Genomic DNA, 23,340 nt, shown 5'->3' on the forward strand with positions numbered 1-23,340 from the left:
TCTCGATCAGGGCAATGATCCGTTGTCATCCTGCCGCTGGTTGACGTGGGGGTAGTGTTTGGGCGTTTCCCCGGATTTTTCCGGTTTCCGGACCGGGGATCATATTAACTCGATCTCAATCCGACTCCTTGTGGGTCGTGCTTTCTCGACGCCGATTCCGGCGTCGATGGCAACGCCTTGCGAGCGAGTCCAATAAGGAGCATGCATGAACCAGCTCTCCTGCGATTCCCTGCCTTTGACCATCGCCCAGCGCGGACTGTGGGTCGCACAGAAAATCAATCCAAAGGCTTCGCTGAATTTGTCCGAGGCGCTGGAACTGTGCGGTCCGATCCAGCCGCAACTGATCCTGCGCGCATCGCGGCAGGTGGTGCGCGAATTCGAGGCTATCCGGACGCGCATCGTCGAAGAGAACGGCGTGCCGCGACAGCGGGTGGAGGCCGAATACCTTGGCGATTTTCCGTATCTCGATCTGAGCGGCGAAGCGGCGCCACGTCAGGCGGCCGAGCGCTGGGTCGCGCAGGCGATTGAGCGGCAGTGGGACATCGCGCGCGATCCGATGTGGAGTTGCGTGCTGTTCCGGCTGGGCGAAGACCACTATCTGTGGGTGCAATACGCGCACCATATTATGATGGACGGTTACAGCGGCGGCATGGCCGCGCAGCGGATGGCCGAGCTCTACAGCGCCTATGCCGCGGGCGTCGAGCCGCCGGCGAGTACGGCCGGTCCGCTGGCCGGGCTGGTCGAGCTGGAAGCGTCGTACCGCGAGTCCGAACGTTGCCGCCGCGATCGCGACTACTGGCTGCAGCAGTTGGCCAACCCCCCGCCGGCGGTGAGACTGACGCGCCGCCCCGGCGCGTTGCAATTCGGCTCTTTGCGCAGTACGGGCTACCTGTCCAGTGCGCAGATCGTGCGTCTGCGCGAACTTGGCGCCCTGTACGGCGCCACGCTGCCGCAGTTGCTGATCGCGTTGGTCGCCGCGTTCTACCATCGCAATACCGGCGCGGAGGATCTGATCTTCGGCATGCCGGTGACCGGGCGGGTCAACCGCCAGTACCGCAACACGCCGGGCATGGTCGCCAATGCGGTGTCGATCCGCCTGGCGATGGCGCCGCAGGCGCCGTTCCATCACCTGTTCGCCCAGGTGGCGTCGGTGGTCAGGTCGGCGCTGCGGCATCAGCAATATCGCTACGAAGATCTGCGCCGCGCCCTGGGTCTGGTTCGCAACGACCAGCAGTTGGCATGGCTGGCGGTGAATATCGAGGCGTTCGACTACGCGCTGGATTTCGGCGGCGTGCAGGCGATTCCGCACAATCTGTCCAACGGCTCGTTCGAGGATCTGACCATCTTCTTCTACGAACGCGGCGATGGTGCCGACGTGCGCTTCGATTTCGATGCCAATCCCGGGCTGTACACCCGCGAGGAACTGGACGAACACCGCCGACGCCTGCTGCAACTGGTCGATTCGGTGCTGGACGATCCAACCCAGGCGTTGGGGCAGGTGGACATGCTGGGTGCGCAAGAGCGCGCACGCCTGCTCTACGACTGGAACCGCACCGATGCCGCGCTGCCCGAGCCGAGCAGCCTGCCGCACTGATTCGCGCAGCAGGCTGCCGGTACGCCCGATGCGATCGCGGTGCGTTGCGCTAGCCGGGTGCTGGACTACCGCAGCCTGCAGCAGCGCAGCGCGCAGTTGGCGGCGCAGTGGGTTCAGGAGGGGGTGTCGCCGGGCGACGTGATCGCGGTGGCGTTGCCGCGCAGCGAGCAGCTGCTGGTGGTGCTGCTCGCGGTGATGTGGAGCGGCGCCACGTATTTGCCGCTGGATCCGCTGGGTCCGGCGGAGCGCAACGCGACGATACTGAAAGACTCCGGCGCGATCGCGCTGGTGTGCGAACCGGCGCAGTGGGAGCAGCATGCGCTGGGCGGCATCGTCTGGCTCGACCCGCGGGCAGGGACCGATCTGGCGCCGTTGCCCGCGCCGCGCGCCACGGCCGATGGCATCGCCTATCTGCTCTACACCTCCGGTTCCACCGGAACGCCCAAGGGGGTGGAAGTCAGCCACCGCAATCTGGCCAGCTTCCTGTTCGCCATGCAGCACGAACTGCAGTTGCAGGCCAGCGACCGGGTGCTGGCACTGACCACGATCAGTTTCGATATCGCCGCGCTGGAGCTGTATCTGCCGCTGATCTGCGGCGCCAGCGTGGTGATCGCCGGCGATGGCGCGCTGCACGATCCGCAAGGCCTGTCGCGGTTGATCGCGCGTGAGCGGATCAGCCTGATGCAGGCTACGCCTTCGCTATGGCGCATCCTGTTGGCCAACGAGGATCTGCCGTTGCAGCAGGTGCACGCGCTGGTCGGCGGCGAAGCGCTCAGCGGCGAGTTGGCGACCCGGCTGCTGCAGCGTACCGCGCAGCTGACGCACCTGTACGGCCCCACCGAAACCACGGTGTGGTCCACGCTGATGCACCTGACCCCGGCGGATACCGCATCGGTGCCGATCGGGCGGCCGCTGCGCAACACCCGCGTCTATGTGCTCGATGCCCAGCAGCAGCCGGTTCCCACCGGCGCCAGCGGCGAGCTGTATATCGGCGGCGCCGGCGTGGCCAAGGGCTACCGCAAGCGGCAGCAGCTCAGCGACGCCTGCTTCCTGCCCGATCCGTTCGCCGCCGATGGCGGGCGCATGTACCGCACCGGCGATCTGGCGCGTTGGCGCGAGGACGGCGTACTGGAATTCCTCGGCCGCGCCGATGCGCAGTTGAAGATCCGAGGGCACCGGGTCGAACCGGGCGAAGTGGAAGCCGCGCTGCTGTGCCATCCGGCGATCGCCGCGGCGGCGGTGGTCGGCCACCGCGATGGCGACGCCGATGGCGTGATGCAACTGGTGGCCTATCTGGTGGCGGCCGACGGCGCCGCGCTGCCGACGCTCGACGCGCTGCGCCAGCAGTTGCACGGGCGTTTGCCCGAGTACATGTTGCCGTCGGTGTGCATGGCGCTGCCGGCGCTGCCGCTCACCCCCAACGGCAAGCTCGACCGCAAGGCGCTGCCGGTTCCGGGCACAGCGGCGGCACCGCGCTACGTGGCGCCGCGCAATCCGCTCGAGCAGCGTCTGATCGCGCTGTGGCAGGACCTGCTGGCGGTGGAGCGGATCGGCGTGCACGACAACTTCTTCGAACTGGGCGGCGATTCGTTGACCGCGGCCGAATTGCTGGCGCGGTTTCCCAGCCGGTTCGGGATCGAACTGCCGCTGGGCAGCCTGTTCCAGGCCTCGACCGTGGCCGGCCTGGCGACGCTGATGGCCAATGCCGAGGAGGCGCAGAACGATCCGCTGGCGCCGTTGTTGCAGTTGCGCGCCGGCGATCACGGCAACCGGCCGCTGTTCTGCATCCATCCGGTGGTGGGGCTGGGGTGGTCGTATCTTGGACTGCTCGGCCAGCTCGATCCGGGCTGCCCGGTGTATGCGCTGCAATCGCCGGCCTTGCGCAGCGGCGCCGCGTTGCCGGACAGCATCGAGACGATCGCCGCCGACTATGTGCAGCGGATCCGCCGCGTGCAGCCGCAGGGGCCGTACCGGCTGCTGGGCTGGTCGCTGGGCGGCTTGATCGTGCATGCGATGGCCGCCGAGCTGCGGGCCGGCGGCCAGGAGGTGGAATTGCTGGCCATGCTCGACGCTTATCCGTTCGCCGCGCGCATCGCCACGCTGGGCGACGAGGCGGCCAGGGTGCGCGCCGCCGTGGCGTTCCTCGGCCTGCGGCTGGATCCCGGCCAGCCGGCTCCCGCGTGCGTGGCCGAGTTGTCGATGCTGTTGTGCGAACACTACGGCTTGCTGTCGGTGCCGCTGGTGCAACAGTTGCTGCAGGACGATCCGCAGTTGTTCGACCGCATCGCCGCACTGACCGAGCATCAGCTGGCGCTGGCCGGCCATTTCCAGCCGCAACCCGTGGACGTGGACCTGCTGTTCTTCGATGCGGCGATCAAGCCGGCGCTGGACTTGTCGCCGCTGTCGGATCATCGCCCCGATGCGTGGCGCGGTGTCGTGGCCGGACTGGAGGTGTACTCGATCGACAGCGACCATCAGTCGATGCTGCAGTTGGCGCCAGCGGCGCAGATCGCGCGCATCGTGGATGCGCGCCTGCACCCGCGCCAGTCCGGACACCGCGGCGCTGCGACCGCAGCGCGGCTGGCCCCGCCGCTGCCGGCCACGGAGGCATTGGCCGATGCCTGAGCAGCAGCATGCCGCGCCGGCGCACGGCGCGACGGTGGCGATCTTCACCCTGGGCACGCGCGGCGATATCCAACCGCTGCTGGCGCTGGGCCGCGGACTGCAGCAGCGCGGCCACGCGGTGCGCATCGTCACCAGCGCCAACTTCGCCGAGCAGATCCGCGCTGCCGGGCTGAGCTTCTTCGCGCTCAGCGGCGACTTCCAGGCCTTGCTCGAAAACGATCCGAGCATCGCCGAGCGTGGGCTGCAGTGGAAAGCGATGGCGACGTTGTTCCGCGAGCGCATGGCGTTGTGGGCGAAGGACTGGGCCGCGCAAGGGCAGCTGGCGTGCACCGGCGCCGATCTGCTGGTCGGCGTCGGCAGCGGCAGCCTGCTCGCCGCGGCGCTGGGCGAGGCGTGCGCGATTCCGGTGGTGTTCGCGCAGCTGCAACCCTTTACCGCGTCGCGGCACTTGCCGCCGATGCCGCTGGCCGGGCGCAATGTGCCGGGGCCGCTGAGCATGGCCGCCTATCACCTGATGCGCCTGGCGGTGTGGCGGGTGATGCGGCCGGCGATCAACCAGTGCGTGCGCGCGCAGCTCGGGCTGCGTGCTTATCCCTGGTACGGGCCTTTCTTCCATCGCGGTTCGGCGCAGGTGTCGGTGGTGTATGGCTTCAGCCCGCAGCTGCTGCCGCGTCCGCGCGACTGGCCCGCGTCGGTGCAGATCTGCGGCTACTGGATGTTGCCCGAATCGCAGTGGCAGCCGCCCGCGGCGTTGCAGGCGTTTCTCGACGCCGGTCCGGCGCCGGTCTACATCGGCTTCGGCAGCATGGTCAGCGCCGATCCCCAGGCATTCGTCGCAATGCTGGTCGAGGCGGTGCGGCGCAGCGGCCGGCGCGCGGTGCTGGCCAGCGGCTGGGGCGGGCTGGACGCCGCACATGTGCACGCCGATGCGCAGATCTTCCCTTTGCAGCAGGCGCCGCATGCCTGGCTGTTCCCGCGCATGTCCGCGATCGTGCACCACGGCGGCGCAGGCACCACCGGTGCGGCGGCGGCGGCGGGCGTGCCCTCGGTGGTGGTGCCGTTCTACGGCGACCAGCCGTTCTGGGCGCACTGTCTGGCGCAACAGGGCGTGGCGCCGCCGGCGCTAGCCCGCGCCGGCCTGCAGGCGCAGACCCTGGCCGCCGCGCTAGACCAGGCGGCGCAACCGGCGATGGTGCAGGCAGCGGCGCACCTGGGCGCGCGCATCCGTGCTGAGGATGGCGTGGCGACGGCGGTGGCGTGGCTGGAACGCTGGGGCGTGTTGCCGCGGCTCGGGCGTGGTGAACCCGATCGCTCGGTGTCGCCGCAGGCCCTTGGAGCGGGAGGACGCTAGTCCGCATCGCCGCCCTACCGCGTGGTCGTCGCGCGATGCGGCACGCAGAGGTTGGAGGTATCCAGCGCGCATTGAGCGGTCGCGCTGCCCTGCCTAGAATGTCGCCCACGTTCCTTGCCGTGAAAGGATGCCGGCCGCATGCGCTACCCCGGATTGGATCTGTTGCGCGCGCTGGCGATCGGCTGGGTGATGCTGTTCCATTCGTTCGTGGTCGGCGGCCTGGGACCGGACTGGGCCTGGCTGTCGCGCTATGGCTGGATGGGCGTGGACCTGTTCTTCGTGCTCAGCGGTTTGCTGATCGGCAGCCAGGTGCTGGCGCCGCTGGCGCGCGGCGAACCGCTGCGTTTTGGCGATTTCTACCTGCGCCGCGCGTTGCGCATCCTGCCGGCCTTCGTCGTGGTGCTGGCGCTGTACCTGGCCTGGCCGGGTTTTCGCGAAGCGCCGGGCATCGCGCCGTGGTGGATGTTCGCCAGCTTCAGCTTGAACCTGGGCATCGACTACGCCAACCAGCCGGCGTTCTCGCATGCCTGGTCGCTGTGCGTGGAGGAGCAGTTCTACCTGGTGTTCCCGCTGCTGGCGGCGCTGTCGATGCGGCGGCCGTCGGCGCCGCGCTTCGTCGCGCTGTGCAGCACGGTGGTACTGGCCGGGATCGCGTTGCGCACGGCGACCTGGCTGCACGACAGCGCGCTCGAGCGCATCGGCGACGGGCTGCAACGCAACTGGTTCATCGAGGATCTCTACTACCCGACCTGGAACCGGCTCGACGGCCTGCTGGCCGGCGTGGTGCTGGCCGTGCTCAAGGTGTTCCGGCCGCAGCGCTGGCAGTGGCTGCAGGCGCGCGCGAATGCGCTGCTGCTGGCCGGGTTGGCGGTGTGCGCGCTGGCGCTGTGGCTGTTCCGCGAACGTACCGGCCTGCTCGGCAACGCGATCGGCTGGCCGCTGTTGTCGCTGGGGCTGGCGTTGCTGGTGATTGCCGGCGCGTCCACGCGCAGCTGGATCGGCCTGCGTGCGCTGCCTGGAGCTGGGTGGTTGGCGGCGATCTCGTACAGCTTGTACCTCACCCACAAGGCCGTGTTCCATCTCACCCAGCGCTGGTTCGGCGCCGCGCTCGACGGACGTGGGCTGCTCGCATTCGCGATCTATGCGGCGATGGCGCTGCTGGCCGCTGCGCTGCTGCACTACGCGGTGGAGCGGCCGTTCCTGCAGCTGCGCGAGCGCTTGCGGCGCACGTCCGCCGATGTGCCGGTGGCTGCCTAGGCCGCCACTGCCGGAGCGCATCGGCGCGGCGATTGCTGGACGTGTGCGGTTCTCCACGCCACGGCTTTACTCCGGATCGGTGTAGGCCACGCGCGCTTCATGCAGGCGCTGCTGCAGGATCTCCGCCAGCCGCGCCACTGCCGGTGCCGGTTCCGCGTCGGCACGATGCAGGTTCAAGCCCAGCGCCGGCAGCCTCGGCAGGCCGCCGGCTCCTGGCGGCAGCAGTGTCAGCGAGTCGGGCAGGCCGGCCGGCGTGCGCAAGGTCAGGCCCAGGCCGGCGCGGACCGCGGCCCAGACCCCGCCCAGGCTGGCACTGGTGAAGGCGATGCGCCACGGGATGCCGGCGCGGTCCAGCGCCGTGGTCGCCGCCGTGCGCAGCAGGCACGGCGCGTCCAGCATCACCAGCGGCAATGGCGTCTCACCGTTCCAGCCGGCCGGCTCCGGCGGCGGCGCATCGTCCGCGGCGATCCAGCGCATCGGCCAGGCGGCCTGGGGCTGGCGATGTGCCGTCGCGCTCCCTGCGTCCCAGACCAGCGCCAGGTCCAGCTGGCCGGTTTCGACCCGCGCCAACAATTCCTGATGGCGCGCGATGCGCGCTTCGATGCGCACCTTGGGATGAGCGCGGGCGAAGCGCCCGAGCACGTCCGGCAACATGTGCTCGCCGAAATCCTCCTGCAGCCCGAGCCGTACCCAGCCCTGCAGGGCGGGTTCGTGCAGCGCGGTGGCGGCGGCGTCGTTGAGGTCGAGCAGGCGCCGTGCGTAGGCCAGCAGTACCTCGCCGGCCTCGGTCAGCGCCAGCCCGCGGCCGCTGCGGCGCAGCAGCGCCTGGCCGGCCTGGTCTTCCAGCTTCTTCAGCTGCGCGCTGATCGCGGACGTGGAGCGTCCTTGCCGATCCGCCGCCTTGGCGAAGCTGCCCAGTTCGATGCCGGCGACGAAGCTGCGCAGCGCATCGAGGTCGAAGCTGACGCGACGCATGCTATCGATCCTGTTTTATCGAAGATTGGATGCTGAATTTCCCGATTTTCAGGAGCATCTTCGGTGGCTAGGCTGGGCGCAGTCAATCTCCAGCGCGAGACGCCAATGTCCGATCTGCCCCAGCCTGATGCATCCTTGTTCGGCGATATCGCGCCGAAATTCGCGCAAATGACCGACGAAGTGCTGTTCGCCGACCTGTGGCAATGTCCCGCGCTGTCGCCGCGCGAGCGCAGCCTGGTCACGGTAGCGGCGCTGGTGGCGCTCTACCGGCCGCAGCAGCTGCCGTTCCACCTCAGCCGCGCGCTGGACAACGGCCTGGGCCGCGACGAACTGGCCGAAGCGATCACCCATCTGGCGTTCTACGCCGGCTGGCCGTGCGCCGCCTCGGCGCTGCCGCTGCTGCGTGCCGCGACCGCGTCGGCCGCCTGATCCCTCCAGCAGGAGACATAACCATGCCCTACGCCCGCATCTCGCTGCAGCGCGGCGCTACTCCCGACTATCTGCGCGCCTTGTCCGCCAGCGTCTACCAGGCCATGCACGAGGCCTTCGAGGTGCCGGCCGGCGATTGCTTCCAGGTCATCCACCAGCACGATCCGGGGGAACTGGTGTTCGATCGCCACTATCTCGGCGGACCGCGCTCGGACGCCTTCGTGCTGATCGCGATCACTGCCGGGCGGCCGCGCAGCGAGGCCTGCAAGCGCGCGTTCTACCGGCGCCTGGTGGAGCTGCTGGCGATCGCGCCGGGCATCGCGCCTGAAGACGTGATGGTGAACATCGTCACCACCGCGGCGCAGGACTGGTCCTTCGGCGGTGGCCGCGCCGGGATCGTGGCAGCGCAGGCCGACGCATGATCGCCATGCAGTACAGCATCGCGTTGCCGGCCGACTACGACATGGCCATCATCCGGCGCCGCATCGCCGACAAGGGGCCGTTGCTGGACGATCTGCCGGGCCTGCTGTTCAAGGCCTATCTCAGCGCCGATCGCGGCGATCGCGCGCTGTCCAGCCGCAGCAACCTGTATGCGCCGTTCTATCTGTGGCGCGATGCCGAGGCGATGCGCGATTTCCTCGCCGGCGCCGCGTTCCGCGCGCTGACCGCGTCCTTCGGACGGCCTGCTGTGCAACTGTGGACGGTGTGCGCTGCGCATCTGCACGCAGACCTGCGCGGCGCCCGCTACGCCCGTCGCGAGATCGCCGCGATCCCCGATGCCGACCCGCTGGAAACGCTGAGCGAACGCGAGGCCGAGTGGGCGCGGAACGCTGTTGTCGCAGGCGCGCTGGCCACGCTGAGCGCTTACGAGCCGCACGGCTGGAACCGGCTGCGCCTGCAGCTTTGGCGCGATCTGCCGCCGCCCTCGCCGGAGGTCGGTCAAGCCTACGCTGTGGGCCATGTGTCCATGCCGGCAAGCGGCGGTTGAGGCAACGGCACCCCGCGTTGCCTGTTTGCTTTTACCATTCCCGATTCCCCACTCCCCATTCCCGGCCTCTCAATGACCCAGACCGCCCTGATCACCGGTGCCACCTCCGGTTTCGGCGCCGCCGCCGTGCGCCGCTTCGTCAACGCCGGCTGGCGCGTGATCGCCACCGGCCGCCGCGCCGAGCGGCTGCAGCCGCTGCTGGCCGAGTTCGGCGCCGAGCGTGTGCACGTGGCGGCGTTCGACATCCGCGACGCCGCCGCGCTCGATGCGATGCTGGCCGCGCTGCCGGACGCGTTCCGCGGCATCGACCTGCTGGTCAACAACGCCGGCCTGGCGCAGGGCACCGCACCGGCGCAGGCCGCGTCGCTGGACGACTGGCGCACGATGATCGACACCAACATCACCGCGCTGGTGACCCTGACCCATCGCCTGCTGCCGACGCTGATCCAGCGCCGTGGCGCGATCGTCAACATCAGTTCGGTGGCCGCGCGGTACCCGTATCCGGGCGGCAATGCCTACGGTGGCACCAAGGCCTTCGTCAGCCAGTTCTCGCTGGGCCTGCGCTCGGACCTGCACGGCACCGGCGTGCGCGTGACCGCGATCGAGCCGGGCATGGCCGAGACCGAGTTCACCCTGGTCCGTACCCACGGCGACCAGGGCGCATCGGACAAGCTGTACCACGGCGCGCAGCCGATGACCGCCGAGGACATCGCCGAGCAGATCTTCTGGGTCGCCACGCTGCCGCCGCATCTGAACATCAATCGGCTGGAAATCATGCCGGTGACGCAGTCCTTCGCCGGCTTCCAGGTGGCCAGGGGCCGGGAATAGGGAGTGGGGAAGCGGCAATAGGTAAAGCGAAAGCAGGCGGCCTGCTACAGGTCATTGCCGCTAGGCTGCCAGCAGCGCGCTCGCGCGACTGGCGAGGCAATGAAACGACTGGCCTACGTAGGCCGGTCGCAGGGAATGCAGGAGACGCCGCTTCTCCCCATTCCCGTTTCCCGATTCCCCGCTCCCCGCTCCCCGCCTCACTGCGCCTTGATCGCGATCGCCGGCAGGCCGCTGCCGGTCAGTTTCTGCTTGGCCGCGGCCAGTTCGCTGGCGGTGCCGTACGGGCCCATGCGCACGCGGTACACGGTCTTGCCGCTGATCTGCGCCGATTCCACGCGCGCCGACAGGCCCAGCATCGCCAGCTTGGCCTTGGTCGATTCGGCATCGCCGGAGGCGCCGAACGAACCGGCCTGCAGGATGTAGCGGGCGTTGTCCGCCGCTACCGCTGCGGCCGTGGCAGGCGTGGCCGCCGCCGCCGCCGGCCTGGTCGCGATGGCGGCTGTGTTGGCGGGCGCGCTGGTTGCGGCCGTTTCCGCTATCGGCGTCGGATTGGACAGCGCCGCCGTCGTTGCCGGAGCGGTGGCGGTGGCGGTGGCGGTCGCCGCGGTGGCTGCCGTCGGCTGCGGCGCGCGCGCCTGGCGGGCGGTCTCGGCGCGCGCGCTGGCCGCCAGTTCGGCGTCGGACATCTGCACTTCCTTGCCGGGCAGCAAGGTGTAGAAGTCGTACTGGGTCTGCGCGTCCTTCTTGGCATCCTTGGCGTTGGGCTTGCTGCTGCCGGCCGCCGCCGGCTTGGGCAGCTCCGGCGCCGCGTCCACATCGGCATCGGCCACCGGCGCCGGCTGCGCGTCGGGGTTGGCGCGCGGGCCGCCCACGCGCAGGAAGCCGTCGCCGTCCTTCTTGAACAGGCCGGGTGCTGCCAGGAACACCACCGCCGCGATCGCCACGCCGGCGATCAGCCACACCCATCCGGGCGTGCCGTTGCCGCTGTTGCGTCGCGCCTGGGTCTTACCGCGTCTTGCTGCCATCTACTGCTTCTCCACTCACATTTTTTCCGGGGCGGAAACGCCCAGGAGGTTCAAGCCGTTCGCCAGCACTTGCTGCGCCGCCACGGCCAGGGTCAACTTGGCGTTGCGCTCGCTCGCATCGTCCACCAGCACCGGGGTGCCGTGGTACCAGGTGTGGAACGCGGTCGCCAGTTCGCGCAGGTATTGCGCGATCAGGTGCGGTTCCAGCAGGTGTCCCGCATTCTCCACCACTTCCGGGTAGCGCGAGAGTTCCAGCATCAGTTCCAGCGAGGTTGCATCGTTCAGCCGGTTCAGCTGGCTCAGCCCGTCGGCCTGGTCGTAATCCAGTTTCTTCTCCTGCGCCTGGCGCAGCAGGCTGCACACGCGGGCATGCGCGTACTGCACGTAGAACACCGGATTGTCGTTGCTCTGCTGGCGCGCCAGGTCGATGTCGAAGGTCAGCTGCGAATCGGGCTTGCGCGCGATCAGGAACCAGCGCGTGGCGTCGCGGCCGGCTTCCTCGATCAGATCGCGCAGGGTCAGGTAGCTGCCGGCGCGCTTGGATAGCTTCACTTCCTCGCCGCCGCGCATCACCGTGACCATCTGGTGCAGCACGTACTCGGGCCAGCCCTTGGGGATGCCCAGGTCCATCGCCTGCAGGCCGGCGCGCACCCGCGCCAGCGAGCCGTGGTGGTCCGCGCCCAGTTCGGTGATCGCGCGTAGGTAGCCGCGCTGCCACTTGCTCAGGTGGTAGGCCACGTCCGGCACGAAATAGGTGTAGCTGCCGTCGGACTTGCGCATCACGCGGTCCTTGTCGTCGCCGAAATCGGTCGATTTCAGCCACAGCGCGCCGCCTTCCTCGTAGGTGTGGCCGGACGCGACCAGCTTCTGCACCGCCTCTTCGACCTTGCCGTCGCGGTACAGCGAGCTTTCCAGGAAGTAGATGTCGAAGTCCACGCCGAACGCGGCCAGGTCGTGGTTCTGCTCGTTGCGCAGGTAGGCCACGGCGAAGCGGCGGATCGCCTCCAGGTCGTTCGGATCCTTGGAACCGGTGACCAGGTTGCCCTCCAGATCCACCGAGTCGCCGGCCAGGTAGGCGTTGGCCACGTCCTGGATGTAGTCGCCGCGGTAGCCTTCTTCCGGCCAGTCGGGGCTGTCGGGGGTCTTGCCCAGCGCGCGGGCCTGCACCGAGCGCGCCAGGTTCTCGATCTGGCCGCCGCCGTCGTTGTAGTAGAACTCGCGCTTGGCGTTCCAGCCATTGGCCTCGAGCAGCCGCGCCAGGCAGTCGCCGATCGCCGCGGCGCGGCCGTGGCCCACGTGCAGCGGGCCGGTCGGATTGGCCGAGACGTATTCCACGCCCACGGTGCGGCCGTTGCCGACCAGGCTGCGGCCGTAGTCCTCGCCCTGCTTGAGCACCGCCAGCACTTCGCGCTGGTAGGCGCTGGGGCTGAGGTGGAAGTTGATGAAGCCGGGGCCGGCGATCTCGACCCGGGTCACCTCGTCGCTGGCCGGCAGCGCGGCGACCAGTTGCTGGGCCAGCGCGCGTGGATTGCCGCGCGCGGCCTTGGCCAGCAGCATCGCCGCGTTGGTGGCGAAGTCGCCGTGCTCGCGGGTCTTGGGCCGCTCGACCACGAAGTCCTGCGGCAAGGTGTCGGCCGGCAGGGTGCCGTTGGCGCGCAAGGCTTCGATGCCTTGACCGATCAGGGCGCGGAGTTGGGATTTCACGTGATTATCTGCTTGAAGCGCGGAACCGGCGATTTTACCCGACCCGCCGCCTCCCGGCCCGTGCCGGGTTCAGCCCGACCTCAGGCCGTCCGACGATGGCGGGATCCGGAATCCGGGATCGGTGACCCGGGATCGTGCATTCGCGATCCGCGCACATGCCAGGCGCTGGCATGGCGCCTGGCGCACGACCCACGGCCGGCGGTTCAGGCCCAGCCGCGCGCGGCCATCGACACCGGCACGCCGTCGCCGACGATGAAATGGTCGAGCAAGCGGATATCCACCAGCCCCAGTGCCTGTTTCAGGCGATGGGTGACGGCGCGGTCGGCGGAGGAGGGCTCCGGGTTCCCGGACGGGTGGTTGTGGCCGATGATCACCGCCGCCGCGTTGTGCGCCAGCGCGCGCCGCAGCACTTCGCGCGGATACACCTCGGCGCCGTCCAGGGTGCCCTGGAACAGCTCCTCGAACGCCAGCGAGCGGTGCTTCGTGTCCAGGAACAGCACCGCGAACACCTCGTGCGGCCGCGCCCGCAAGCGCTGCGCGAAGTAGCGGCCGGCCGCGCTCGGGTCGTTCAGGGTCGTGCCGCGTTCCAGTTCAGCGGCCAGATGGCGCTGGCCCAGCTCCAGCGCGGCCGAGAGTCTGCAGGCCCGTGCCAGGCCGAGTCCGGGCAGGCGGACCAGGTCGCGGGGCGGGCGGTCGAGCAGCTTGCGCAGCGGGCCGTGCCGCTGCAGCAGGTCGCGCGAGGTGCGTACCGCGTCGCTGCCGGGCAAACCGGAACCCAGGAAGATCGCCAGCAGTTCGGCGTCGGAGAGGGCCCAGGCGCCGCGTGCCAGCAGCTTTTCCCGGGGGCGTTCGTCGCGGGGCCATTTGGATATGTGCATATCGCCAGATTGGCGGACGATATGGCGCAACGGTATCAGGGTCGCAAAGGGCCATCGGGTAAGCTAATCATTCTTGCATGGGTAGGACACTCCCGACGTGACCGGTACTTTCGAGGGGCCCCTGCAGGGGCGGCGTGTGCTGTTGTGCGTGGGCGGCGGCATCGCCGCCTACAAGGCGCTGGAGCTGGTGCGGCGGCTGCGCGAGGCCGGCGCCGAGGTGCAGGTGGCGATGACCGCCGGCGCGCAGCAGTTCGTCACGCCGCTGAGCTTCCAGGCGCTGTCCGCGCACCCGACCCGCACCAGCCTGTGGGACAGCGCCGCCGAGCAGGCGATGGGGCATCTGGAACTGGCGCGTTGGGCCGACCGCGTGGTGGTCGCGCCGGCCACCGCCGACCTGCTGGCCCGCCTCGCCCACGGCCTGGCCGACGACCTGGTCAGCACGCTGTGCCTGGCCACCACCGCGCCGCTGACCGTGTGCCCGGCGATGAACCATCGCATGTGGCTGCACCCCGCCACCCAGGCCAATGTCGCCACGCTGCGCCAGCGCGGCGCCAGCGTGGTCGGGCCGAACGACGGCCCACTGGCCGAAGGCGAGTCCGGTCCCGGGCGCCTGGCCGAGCCGGAGCAGATCGTCGCCGCGCTGGCCGGCGGCCGCGCCGCGGCCACGCCCGCAGCGGCCGCGGCGCCGGCAACGCTCGCCGCCGGCACCGCGGCCGGCGCGCTCAGCGGCCTGCGCCTGCTGATCAGCGCCGGCCCGACCTACGAGGATCTTGATCCGGTGCGCTACCTCGGCAACCGCAGCAGCGGCAAGATGGGTTACGCCCTGGCCGCCGCGGCCGCGCGGCAGGGCGCGGCGGTGGTGCTGGTCAGCGGTCCGGTGCACCTGCCCACGCCCGACGGCGTGCAGCGCATCGACGTGCGCTCGGCGGCGCAGATGCGCGACGCGGTGCTGGGCGCGTTGCCGGCCGACATCTACATCGGCACCGCTGCGGTCGCCGACTACACGCCCAGGCAGGTCGCCGCGCAGAAGATCAAGAAGAGCGGCGAGATGCTGACCCTGGAACTGGTGCGCACCCCGGACATCCTGGCCGAGGTCGCCGCCCAGACCCAGGCGCTGAAACTGGTGGTCGGCTTCGCCGCCGAGACCCACGACATCGAACGCTACGCGCGTGGCAAACTCAACGACAAACACCTGGACCTGATCATCGCCAACCAGGTGGGGGTGGCCGGCAACGGCTTCGAGAGCGACCAGAATGCCGCCACCGCGTACTGGCAGCAGGGCGCGCGCAGCTTCCCGGCCGTGTCCAAGGCGCAACTGGCCGAACAATTGCTGGCCCTGATCGCGGAGCGACTGCACGCATGACCATCCCGACGCCATACCCGCTGCAGGTCAAACTGCTCGACCCGCGCTTCGGCGACAGCTGGCCGCTGCCGGACTACGCCACCGAGGCCAGCGCCGGGCTCGATCTGCGCGCGGCCACCGAGGCGCCGCTGACCCTGGCGCCGGGCGATACCGCGCTGATCCCCAGCGGGCTGTCCATCTACATCGCCGATCCGCAGCTGTGCGCGGTGGTGCTGCCGCGTTCCGGGCTGGGCCATCGCCACGGCATCGTGCTCGGCAACGGCACCGGCCTGATCGACGCCGACTACCAGGGGCCGCTGCTGATCAGCGTCTGGAACCGTGGCCGCGAGCCGTTCACCATCGCCCCCGGCGACCGCATCGCGCAGCTGGTGGTGATGCCGGTCGTGCGCGTTGCCCTGCAGGTGGTGGATACTTTCGCCGACAGCGCCAGGGGAACGGGTGGATTCGGCCATACCGGAGTGCGCTGACAGGGGATCGTCTGCATGAGCGAGGCAACACAACGGCCGCCTGCGCCGGAAGGTTTGCGCAAGGCGGCGCCGCTGCTGGCGCTGCTGCTGGTGGTGCTGGCCGCGTGGTTCGGCTGGAGCGGCGCGCAGCAATGGCGCTACGCAGATAGCGCCACCGCGCTGGAGCAGGCGCGCGACGCGGCGGTGGCGCAGACCTCGCAGGCGCTGGCCGCTGCCGCCAAGCGCTTGGCCGCGCAGGTGCAGCGGCCCGCGGTGCAGGCCGCATTGGCGTGCGGCGACGCGGCGACGGCCGCGCAGGCGTTGCGCGAGGGCTGGAAGGAAGCGGAAGACGCGCAGGTGCTGCCCGGCGACCTCGGTGCCGGCTATGCCGATGTCGGCGGCTTCGGCTACGGGCGCCTGGCGCTGGTGGAAAAGGCCTTGCTGACCAACGCCGTCGCCAGCGCGGTGGTGCGCGACGGCGGCGGGCCGCGGCTGGGACTGGCGGCGCCGGTGACCCTGGACACCGGCGTCGGCGTGGCCTACCTGCGCTTGCCGCTGCGCGTGCTGACCGCGCCGGTGGCGCAGGCCGCGGTTCCGGCCAGCGGCTACCTGGCGCTGCGCCAGGGCGGCTACGACGTGATCGGCGCCGGCGATACCAGCCTGGCCGACCATGGCGATGCGTTGTCGCGCCCGATCGGCACGTCCGGGCTGCGCGTGGTCGCGGCGTTGCCCGATGCCGATGTCGGTCCGCTCGGCCTGGGCGCGCTGCCGTGCCTGATCGTCGCCGGCATGCTCGGCGTCCTGGCCCTGGCAGTGTTGCTGGCCGCGCGCGGCCGCCTGCCGCGGCCGCGTCGCGCCAAGGCCGCCGCCGCCGGCACCGAGCAGGAACCCACCCTGCGGCAGAGCCTGCAACACCAGGAACCGCCGTCACCGCCGTCGCCATCGCCGTCGCCCGAGGGCGAGGGCGAGGGCGAGTCCGCGCCGGCCAGGACGGTGCCGGCGCAGACGGTGCCGGCCGCCATCTTCCGCGCCTACGACATCCGCGGCGTGGTCGGCCGCGACCTCAGCCCGCAGGCCGCCACGCTGATCGGCCAGGCGATCGGCGCGGTGATGCAGGAGCAGGGGCTGAACGAGGTGGTGGTCGGCCGCGACGGCCGCCTGTCCGGCCCGGAACTGTCGGCGGCGCTGATCGAAGGCTTGCGCCGCTCCGGCTGCCACGTCACCGACATCGGCCTGGCGCCGACTCCGGTGGTGTACTTCGCCAGCTTCCACCTGCGTGCCGGCAGCTGCGTGGCGGTCACCGGCAGCCACAACCCGCCGGACTACAACGGCTTCAAGATCGTGGTCGGCGGCGAGACGCTGTCCGGCGCGGCGATCACCGACCTGTACGCACGCATCAGCGAAGGCCGCCTGCCGAGCGCCGCCGAACCGGGACGGCTGGAGCAGCGCGATGTCGGCGGCGACTACATCCAGCGCATCGCCGACGACGTGCAGCTGGATCGCCCGCTCAAGGTGGTGGCCGATGCCGGCAACGGTGTGGGCGGCGAACTGGCGCCGCGGCTGCTGGAGGCGATCGGCGCGGAGGTCATCCCGCTTTACTGCGAGGTCGACGGCACCTTCCCCAACCATCACCCCGATCCCAGCGAACCGCACAACCTGGAAGACCTGATCCAGACCGTGAAGCGCTTCGACGCCGACCTGGGCATCGCCTTCGACGGCGATGCCGACCGGCTCGGCGTGGTCACCAAGGAAGGCGCGGTGATCTACCCAGATCGCTTGCTGATGTTGTTCGCCGCCGACGTGCTGCAGCGCAATCCCGGCGCGTTGGTGATCTACGACGTCAAGTGCACCGGCAAGCTGTCGGACTACGTGCTGCGCAACGGCGGCAGCCCGATGGTGTGGAAGACCGGGCATTCGCTGATCAAGGCGAAGATGCGCGAGACCGATGCCGAGCTGGCCGGCGAGATGAGCGGCCACTTCTTCTTCAAGGAACGCTGGTACGGCTTCGACGACGGCCTGTACGCGGCGGCGCGGCTGCTGGAGATTCTGGCGCAGCGCCAGCAGAGCCCGTCCGAGGTATTGGCCGAGTTGCCCGACAGCGTCTCTACGCCGGAGATCAAGCTGCCGCTGGCCGACGGCCAGGACGCGCATGCGCTGGTCGCGCAGTTGGTCGCCGCCGCGCAGCAGGAAGATTCGGCGTTCGCCGGCGCACGCCTGCTCACCATCGATGGCCTGCGCGCCGACTTCGCCGATGGCTGGGGGCTGGTGCGTGCATCCAACACCACGCCGGTGCTGGTGCTGCGCTTCGAGGCCGATACCAGCGCCGCGCTGGAGCGGATCAAGGACCTGTTCCGCAGCCAGCTGCAGGCCCTGTCGTCGTCGCTGGCGGCGGGATTCTGAGGCGCGTGCATGTCGTATTCGTCCGGCGCAGCGCCGGGCGAGGCGACGTAGCGCTGCCGGCACGCGGAGTGCTGGAGGAGGGGCGTCAGCCCGCGACAGAGTTGCCGAGAGCGCAACGATTGCGGGCTGCGCTCGTCGCGGTTGAAACCGCTCCTACAGGAAGCGCGGCCCACTCGCTGGGTGCACTGTAGGAGGGGCTTCAGCCCCGACAGCATCCGAAACCGCCGTGCATCCGTGCTTCGCTCGTCGCGACTGAAGTCGCTCCCTACAAGGGACGCGCGGGCTACTCGCTGGGTGCATTGTGGGAGGGACTTCAGTCCCGACATCCCTGCCGCGGCGACCTGGCGATCGTCGCTGGCCGCGTGCCGCGCTCAACCGCTGTTCGTTGGCGTAGCCGGCGCTGTTCCGGTTTCGGGCCGCTTCGCCGCACGATAGCGTTGCAGGGCGTCGTCGATTTCCTGGTTCAGGCCGAGCCGCTGCTGCTCGAAGTTCTTCTGCATGCGCAGCTGCCACAGCAGCGCGCGATGCCGCTGCTGCACGTCTTCGACGATCTTGCCGGTCACCTTCTGCCCGGCCAGTTCGCGCGCGCCGCCGCTGGCGAGCAGGCCGACCAGGCTCTCGCGCAGGCTGTTGACGTTGTAGCGCGCGGTGTTGATGTTGTTGTCGACGATGCCAATGCGCTCGGAGAACACCCGGCGCAGTTCCTCTTCGGTCTGGAACGACAGCAGCATCGCCTGGTCGGTGCGCTTGCGCGTCTCCAGCGCCGCCTGGTCGGCGCGCTGCTGGGCGGCATCGGCGCTGGCCGCGGCGCGCTCCTCGGCATTCAGCGCGCGGCCGACCGCGCCGCTGCGCATGCCGCTCTTGGCATTGAATTCGTCGCGCGCCTGGTTCACCGCTTCCGGCGGCAGCGCATCGCTGCACACGCGCTGCCCGCCCTGGTTCCAGCAGTACAGTTTCTTGGATGACGCCGGCTGCGCTGCGGCTGGCAGCGCAATCAGTGCGAGCAGGACCGGCAACGCGGCCCGGGCCCATGGTGGTTGGATCGGCATCATGGCAGCCCCCTGCTGTCAGCCTGACGGATCGCAGCCGTAGCGTGCCCGATAGGCCAGCAGCGGTTCGCGGAAGCCGACAAGGTCCGCGTTTCCATCGATGAATGCAAGCAGATCGCCCAGGTGCGCGACCGACACCACAGGAACCCCGGCCTCCGCGGCCACCGCCTGCGCCGCTGAGCGCCGGTCGTGCTCGCCGGCGATCTCCTGGCGGTCCAGCGCGACCAGGATCGCCGCCGGGATGCCGCCGGCCGCGCGGATGATCGCCAGCGCCTCGCGGATCGCGGTGCCGGCGGTGATCACGTCGTCCACGATCAGCACCCGGCGCCCGGCCAGCGGCGCGCCGATCAGGCTGCCGCCTTCGCCATGGGTCTTGGCTTCCTTGCGGTTGAACGCCAACGGCAGGTTGCGGTCGCGCTGCGCATACTCGCAGGCCAGTGCGGTTGCCAGCGGGATGCCCTTGTAGGCCGGGCCGAACAGCAGGTCGAAGTCGAGCCCGGCGTCATCGGCCGCATCGGCGTAGCACGCCGCCAGGCTCGCCACCGTGCTCCCGGAATCGAAGCGCCCGGCATTGAAGAAATAGGGGCTGATGCGCCCGGACTTCAGCGTGAACTCGCCGAAGCGCAGCGCCTGCGCGTCCAGGGCCAATTGCAGGAAACGTTGCCGGTAGTCGGTCATGGGGGGCTTGGAGTAGCGAATGGAGAATAGGGAATGGTCAAAAGCATAGCCGGTTGTTCCGTCTTCGCGGCCTTGCTGGGGTACGCTTTGTCGATAGCCCATTCCCTTTTTCCCATTCCCGGTTCTCCATGCGCATCATCAGCTTCAACGCCAACGGCCTGCGTTCGGCCGCCACCAAGGGCTTCTTCGAGTGGTTCTCCAGCCAGCACGCCGACGTGCTGTGCGTGCAGGAAACCAAGGCGCAGGAACATCAGCTGGCCGGGCCGGCGTTCATGCCGCAGGGGTATCGGGTCTGGTTCCGCGATGCCAGCACCAAGAAGGGCTACAGCGGCGTGGCCATCTACAGCAAGCGCGAGCCCGACGAGGTGCGCACCGCACTGGGCTGGCCCGAGTTCGACGAGGAGGGCCGCTACCTGGAAGCGCGCTTCGGCAACCTCAGCGTGGTCTCGTTCTACATCCCCTCCGGCTCGTCCGGCGAACTGCGCCAGGGCTACAAGTTCCAGGTCATGGACTGGCTGCGGCCGATCCTGGCCGAATGGCTGGCCAGCGGCCGCGACTACGTGCTGTGCGGCGACTGGAACATCGTGCGCTCGGCGCTGGACATCAAAAACTGGAAGTCCAACCAGAAGAATTCCGGCTGCCTGCCGGCCGAGCGCGACTGGCTCAACGGCCTGTGCGCCGACCGCGCCGAAGACGCCGACCCGGCCAGCGGCCGCGGCTGGGTCGACGCCTACCGCGCGCTGCACCCGCAGGGCCAGGACTACACCTGGTGGAGCAACCGCGGCGCCGCGCGCGCCAACGATGTCGGTTGGCGTATCGACTACCAGTTCGTCACGCCGTCGCTGCGCGAGCGCCTGCAGGGCTGCGCGATCTACACCGCGCAGCGCTTCTCCGACCATGCGCCGTTCGTGGTGGACTACCGCGAATGAGCGGAACTGCGTCCGCGCCGGCGTCCTACAAGGGCTGGGCCGGGATCAAGCGCGCCTTCGCCACGCCGTCGGCGGCGACGATGGCGCTGCTCGGCTTCGGCAGCGGCCTGCCGTTCCTGCTGATCGCCTCGCAGACCCTGTCCACGCGCCTGCGCGACGTCGGCCTGGACCTGGGCAGCATCGGCCTGATCAGCCTGGCCAGCTTCTTCTACCTGCTCAAGTTCCTGTGGGCGCCGCTGCTGGACCGCTATCCGTTCCCGCTGGTCGCGTTCCTGGGCCGGCGCCGCTCGTGGCTGCTGGTGTCGCAGCTGGGGGTCATGATCGGCCTGGCCGCGCTGGCGCTGATGCGTCCGGAGCTGAGTCTCGGCGGCCTGGTGCTGTGGGTGCTGATCGCCTCCTTCGCCGGCGCCACCCAGGATTCGGTGGTCGATGCGTACCGGATCGAGATCGCCCCGGCCTCCGCACAGGCCGCGCTCGCCGCGACCTACACCTTCGGCTACCGCATCGGCCTGATCCTGTCCGGCGCCGGCGCGCTGTACCTGGCCCAGTTCGGCGACTGGACCCTGGCCTATCTGGTCATGGCCGGGCTGATGCTGCTGCCGATCGCCACCACCTTGCTGTGCCGCGAACCGGAGGTGCCGGTGGCCACGGTGGTGCGCAAGATCGATGTGGTCGGCGCGTTCTGGCAGCCGATCTCCAGCTTCTTCAGCAGCAACGGCCTGGCGCTGGGCCTGGGGCTGCTGCTGTTCGTGGGCCTGTTCAAGTTTCCCGACCAGGTGATCGGGGTGATGTCCGGGCCGTTCTACCTGGATTCGGGCTTCAGCAAGGCCGACATCGCCACCGTGTCCAAATTGTTCGGGGTGTGGATGGGCATCGCCGGCGCGTTCGCCGGCGGCCTGGCGGTGGCGGCGTTCGGCTTCCGGCGCATGCTGTTCGTCGCCGCGCTGGGCGTGGCGCTGTCGAACCTGGCGTTCCTGCTGATGGCCCACCATCCCGGGCAGCTGTGGTCGTTCTACGCCGCGCTCAGCGCCGACAACCTGTTCCAGGGCTTCGCCAGCACCGTGCTGGTCGCGTTCATGTCGTCGCTCACCGACCGCAACTTCACCGCCACCCAGTACGCGCTGCTGGTGTCGCTGGCCAACCTGCCCGGCAAGTTCGTCGGCGGTGCTTCCGGCTACATCGTCGAGGCCACGTCCTACAGCACCTTCTTCGTGCTCAGCGCGTTCACGGTGATCCCGACCCTGTTGCTGCTGGCCTGGCTGTGGCCACGGATCCGTGAACAATCAGCGCCCGCCGCGCATCAGGCGGATTGAAAGCCCGCTCGGACTTGCGGATGATGCTCGGCGGCGCAGGGGGGGCCGCCGTCCTTTCGGGAGTACGCATGACCGATCTGCTGCTGCGCGACATCAACCCCCTCCTGGTCGATCGGATCCGCCGCATCGCTGTTTCGCGCGGCTGGACCCAGCACCAGACCGTGCTCAACCTGATCGAGCATGGCCTGTTCGCCAGTGAGTACCAGGTGCGCAGCGGCTTCGAGAATCCGGAAGTGGACGTCTTGTCCGAGGCGATCGCGGCGTTGCGCGAACTGCCGGCCGGCGCCGGCTTCTGAGCCGTGCGGCGTCACCCATGGCGCTGAGCGGTGCCGCCGCCGTCAGGCCAGGTGGATCGCGCCCAGGATGCGCGGCCCGCGCGCGCCGCTGACCGAAGGCAGGTTGCCGGGCAATCCGGCCAGGGTCTGCCGCGCCAGCCAGGCGAAGCCCATCGCTTCCACGTAGTCCGGATCCAGGCCCAGCGCCTGCGTGGACAGCACCTGCACCCCCGGCAGCCGCGCCTGTAGCCGCGCCAGCAACAGCGGGTTGTGCACGCCGCCGCCGCAGACCAGCAGTTGCCGGGTCGCCGGCTGTTGCGCCAGCAGCGCATCGGCGACGGTGGCCGCGCTCAGTTCCAGCAAGGTCGCCTGCACCGCCGCGGCCGGATGCGCGGCCGGCTCCAGCAGCGCATCCACCCAGCGCAGGTGGAACTGTTCGCGCCCGGTGCTCTTGGGCGGGGCCAGTGCGAACCAGGGATCGGCCAGCAAGCGCTGCAGCAGGCCCTCGTCGACCTGGCCGCTGGCGGCGAAGGCGCCGCTGGCATCGTAGGGCTGGCCCAGATGGCGCTGGCACCAGGCATCGAGCAGCGCGTTGGCCGGGCCGGTGTCGAACCCGCGCACGCTGCCGTGCGCCGGCAGCAGGGTCAGGTTGCCGATCCCGCCCAGGTTCAGTACCGCGCGGTCCTCGTGCGCCGCGCCCAGCATTGCCGCATGGAAGGCCGGCATCAGCGGCGCGCCATGGCCGCCGGCGGCCACATCGCGGCGGCGGAAGTCGCACACCGTGGCGATGCCGGTCAGCTCGGCGATGCGGTTGCCGTCGCCCAGTTGCCAGGTGAAGGCGGGGTCGGCCAGCGGCCGATGGCGCACGGTCTGCCCGTGCGACCCGATCGCGCGGACCTGCGCAGGCGCGACGCCGGCTTCCTCGAGCAGGCGCAGCGCGGCCGCGGCGAAAGCGATCGCCACCTCCGCATCGAGCCGGCCCAGCGTATCCAGCGAATCGATCTCGCCGCCTTCGCCCAGCGCGATCAGCGCCTGGCGCTGGCGCGGCGCCCAGGCGTAGGTGCGGCCGAGGCGCAGCTGCGCCTGGCCATCGGCGCCGAAGCGCACCAGCGCCGCATCGATGCCATCGGCGCTGGTGCCGGACATCAGGCCGAGGAACAGCGCCTCGTCATCGAGTGCGATCGGAGCGGGCATTGCGGAGCACCAGGCAGCATCAGCGTCGCAGCGTGGGCG

At 69.9% G+C, this 23,340-nt stretch carries 19 protein-coding genes and 1 pseudogene; 13 read left to right on the forward strand and 7 right to left on the reverse strand.

From position 1 onward, the window contains the following. The first annotated feature begins 205 nt into the window (after positions 1 to 205). The 3 genes and pseudogenes from KHF85_RS20575 to KHF85_RS02400 all read left to right on the forward strand — a co-directional run bounded on the left by KHF85_RS20575 (position 206) and on the right by KHF85_RS02400 (position 6,827). Positions 206 to 4,219, forward strand: a pseudogene (locus tag KHF85_RS20575) (amino acid adenylation domain-containing protein). After that, positions 4,212 to 5,570 carry a glycosyltransferase gene (locus KHF85_RS02395; protein WP_409976644.1) on the forward strand — a complete coding sequence of 453 codons (1,359 nt, stop codon included), beginning with the start codon at positions 4,212 to 4,214 and terminating at the stop codon, positions 5,568 to 5,570. The pseudogene KHF85_RS20575 and the gene KHF85_RS02395 overlap by 8 nt, the downstream one beginning before the upstream one ends. A gap of 138 nt (positions 5,571 to 5,708) precedes the next feature. Then, entirely contained in the window at positions 5,709 to 6,827 is a 1,119-nt protein-coding gene (locus KHF85_RS02400; protein WP_284568383.1) for an acyltransferase family protein, read from the forward strand. A 66-nt stretch (positions 6,828 to 6,893) separates the two neighbouring features. Here KHF85_RS02400 and KHF85_RS02405 read toward each other — a convergent pair whose 3' ends face one another. After that, on the reverse strand, positions 6,894 to 7,802 hold the full coding sequence (locus KHF85_RS02405; RefSeq protein WP_284568384.1) for a LysR substrate-binding domain-containing protein: 909 nt from the start codon (positions 7,800 to 7,802) through the stop codon (positions 6,894 to 6,896). Between the two features lie 105 nt (positions 7,803 to 7,907). On the opposite strand from KHF85_RS02405, the gene KHF85_RS02410 reads away from it, so the two are divergent. From KHF85_RS02410 to KHF85_RS02425, 4 genes are all read left to right on the forward strand, one after another. Further along, on the forward strand, positions 7,908 to 8,231 hold the full coding sequence (locus tag KHF85_RS02410) for a carboxymuconolactone decarboxylase family protein (RefSeq protein ID WP_284568385.1): 324 nt from the start codon (positions 7,908 to 7,910) through the stop codon (positions 8,229 to 8,231). Positions 8,232 to 8,254: 23 nt separating this feature from the next. After that, positions 8,255 to 8,653: a tautomerase family protein gene (locus KHF85_RS02415; protein WP_284568386.1), complete on the forward strand. Its 399-nt coding sequence runs from the start codon at positions 8,255 to 8,257 to the stop codon at positions 8,651 to 8,653. Then, entirely contained in the window at positions 8,650 to 9,219 is a 570-nt protein-coding gene (locus KHF85_RS02420) for a DUF4865 family protein (protein ID WP_284568387.1), read from the forward strand. The genes KHF85_RS02415 and KHF85_RS02420 overlap by 4 nt, the downstream gene beginning before the upstream one ends. Positions 9,220 to 9,291: 72 nt before the next feature. Next, a complete protein-coding gene (locus KHF85_RS02425) occupies positions 9,292 to 10,047 on the forward strand; it encodes an SDR family NAD(P)-dependent oxidoreductase (protein ID WP_284568388.1) in 756 nt (251 codons plus the stop codon). Between the two features lie 197 nt (positions 10,048 to 10,244). On the opposite strand, the gene KHF85_RS02430 is transcribed toward KHF85_RS02425, so the two are convergent. The 3 genes from KHF85_RS02430 to radC all read right to left on the reverse strand — a co-directional run bounded on the left by KHF85_RS02430 (position 10,245) and on the right by radC (position 13,654). Next, positions 10,245 to 11,072, reverse strand: a complete 828-nt coding sequence (locus tag KHF85_RS02430; protein WP_284568389.1) for an SPOR domain-containing protein — start codon at positions 11,070 to 11,072, stop codon at positions 10,245 to 10,247. Positions 11,073 to 11,087: 15 nt separating this feature from the next. Beyond that, a complete protein-coding gene (gene argS / locus KHF85_RS02435) occupies positions 11,088 to 12,776 on the reverse strand; it encodes an arginine--tRNA ligase (RefSeq protein WP_284568390.1) in 1,689 nt (562 codons plus the stop codon). 203 nt (positions 12,777 to 12,979) lie between these two features. Continuing rightward, a complete protein-coding gene (radC, locus tag KHF85_RS02440) occupies positions 12,980 to 13,654 on the reverse strand; it encodes a RadC family protein (protein ID WP_053839145.1) in 675 nt (224 codons plus the stop codon). Between the two features lie 97 nt (positions 13,655 to 13,751). Between radC and coaBC the strand changes: the two genes are divergently transcribed. From coaBC to KHF85_RS02455, 3 genes are read left to right on the forward strand one after another with little or no spacing between them, the layout of a single operon-like run. Continuing rightward, a complete protein-coding gene (gene coaBC, locus KHF85_RS02445) occupies positions 13,752 to 15,017 on the forward strand; it encodes a bifunctional phosphopantothenoylcysteine decarboxylase/phosphopantothenate--cysteine ligase CoaBC (protein WP_284568391.1) in 1,266 nt (421 codons plus the stop codon). Continuing rightward, a complete protein-coding gene (dut, locus tag KHF85_RS02450) occupies positions 15,014 to 15,484 on the forward strand; it encodes a dUTP diphosphatase (RefSeq protein WP_009588584.1) in 471 nt (156 codons plus the stop codon). The genes coaBC and dut overlap by 4 nt, the downstream gene beginning before the upstream one ends. Before the next feature lie 15 nt (positions 15,485 to 15,499). Continuing rightward, positions 15,500 to 17,863, forward strand: coding sequence for a phosphomannomutase/phosphoglucomutase (locus KHF85_RS02455; protein WP_284568392.1), 2,364 nt, complete (start codon positions 15,500 to 15,502; stop codon positions 17,861 to 17,863). Positions 17,864 to 18,234: 371 nt separating this feature from the next. On the opposite strand, the gene KHF85_RS02460 is transcribed toward KHF85_RS02455, so the two are convergent. Both KHF85_RS02460 and pyrE read right to left on the reverse strand, forming a co-directional pair. Continuing rightward, positions 18,235 to 18,915, reverse strand: coding sequence for a hypothetical protein (locus KHF85_RS02460; protein ID WP_284568393.1), 681 nt, complete (start codon positions 18,913 to 18,915; stop codon positions 18,235 to 18,237). A gap of 15 nt (positions 18,916 to 18,930) precedes the next feature. Then, positions 18,931 to 19,590 carry an orotate phosphoribosyltransferase gene (pyrE, locus tag KHF85_RS02465; protein ID WP_284568394.1) on the reverse strand — a complete coding sequence of 220 codons (660 nt, stop codon included), beginning with the start codon at positions 19,588 to 19,590 and terminating at the stop codon, positions 18,931 to 18,933. Positions 19,591 to 19,718: 128 nt separating this feature from the next. Here pyrE and KHF85_RS02470 point away from each other — a divergent pair, with 128 nt between their 5' ends. From KHF85_RS02470 to KHF85_RS02480, 3 genes are all read left to right on the forward strand, one after another. Continuing rightward, positions 19,719 to 20,519, forward strand: coding sequence for an exodeoxyribonuclease III (locus tag KHF85_RS02470; RefSeq protein WP_284568395.1), 801 nt, complete (start codon positions 19,719 to 19,721; stop codon positions 20,517 to 20,519). Continuing rightward, a complete protein-coding gene (locus KHF85_RS02475; RefSeq protein WP_284568396.1) occupies positions 20,516 to 21,832 on the forward strand; it encodes an AmpG family muropeptide MFS transporter in 1,317 nt (438 codons plus the stop codon). The genes KHF85_RS02470 and KHF85_RS02475 overlap by 4 nt, the downstream gene beginning before the upstream one ends. Positions 21,833 to 21,900: 68 nt before the next feature. Continuing rightward, positions 21,901 to 22,128, forward strand: a complete 228-nt coding sequence (locus KHF85_RS02480; RefSeq protein ID WP_064539574.1) for a hypothetical protein — start codon at positions 21,901 to 21,903, stop codon at positions 22,126 to 22,128. A 42-nt stretch (positions 22,129 to 22,170) separates the two neighbouring features. Here KHF85_RS02480 and KHF85_RS02485 read toward each other — a convergent pair whose 3' ends face one another. Then, complete coding sequence (locus KHF85_RS02485; protein ID WP_284568397.1) at positions 22,171 to 23,301, reverse strand: anhydro-N-acetylmuramic acid kinase; 1,131 nt, start codon at positions 23,299 to 23,301, stop codon at positions 22,171 to 22,173. Positions 23,302 to 23,340 lie beyond the last annotated feature (39 nt).

The sequence above is a fragment of the Xanthomonas graminis pv. graminis genome (genome assembly GCF_030168915.1).
GTDB classification, from domain to species: Bacteria; Pseudomonadota; Gammaproteobacteria; order Xanthomonadales; family Xanthomonadaceae; genus Xanthomonas_A; species Xanthomonas_A translucens.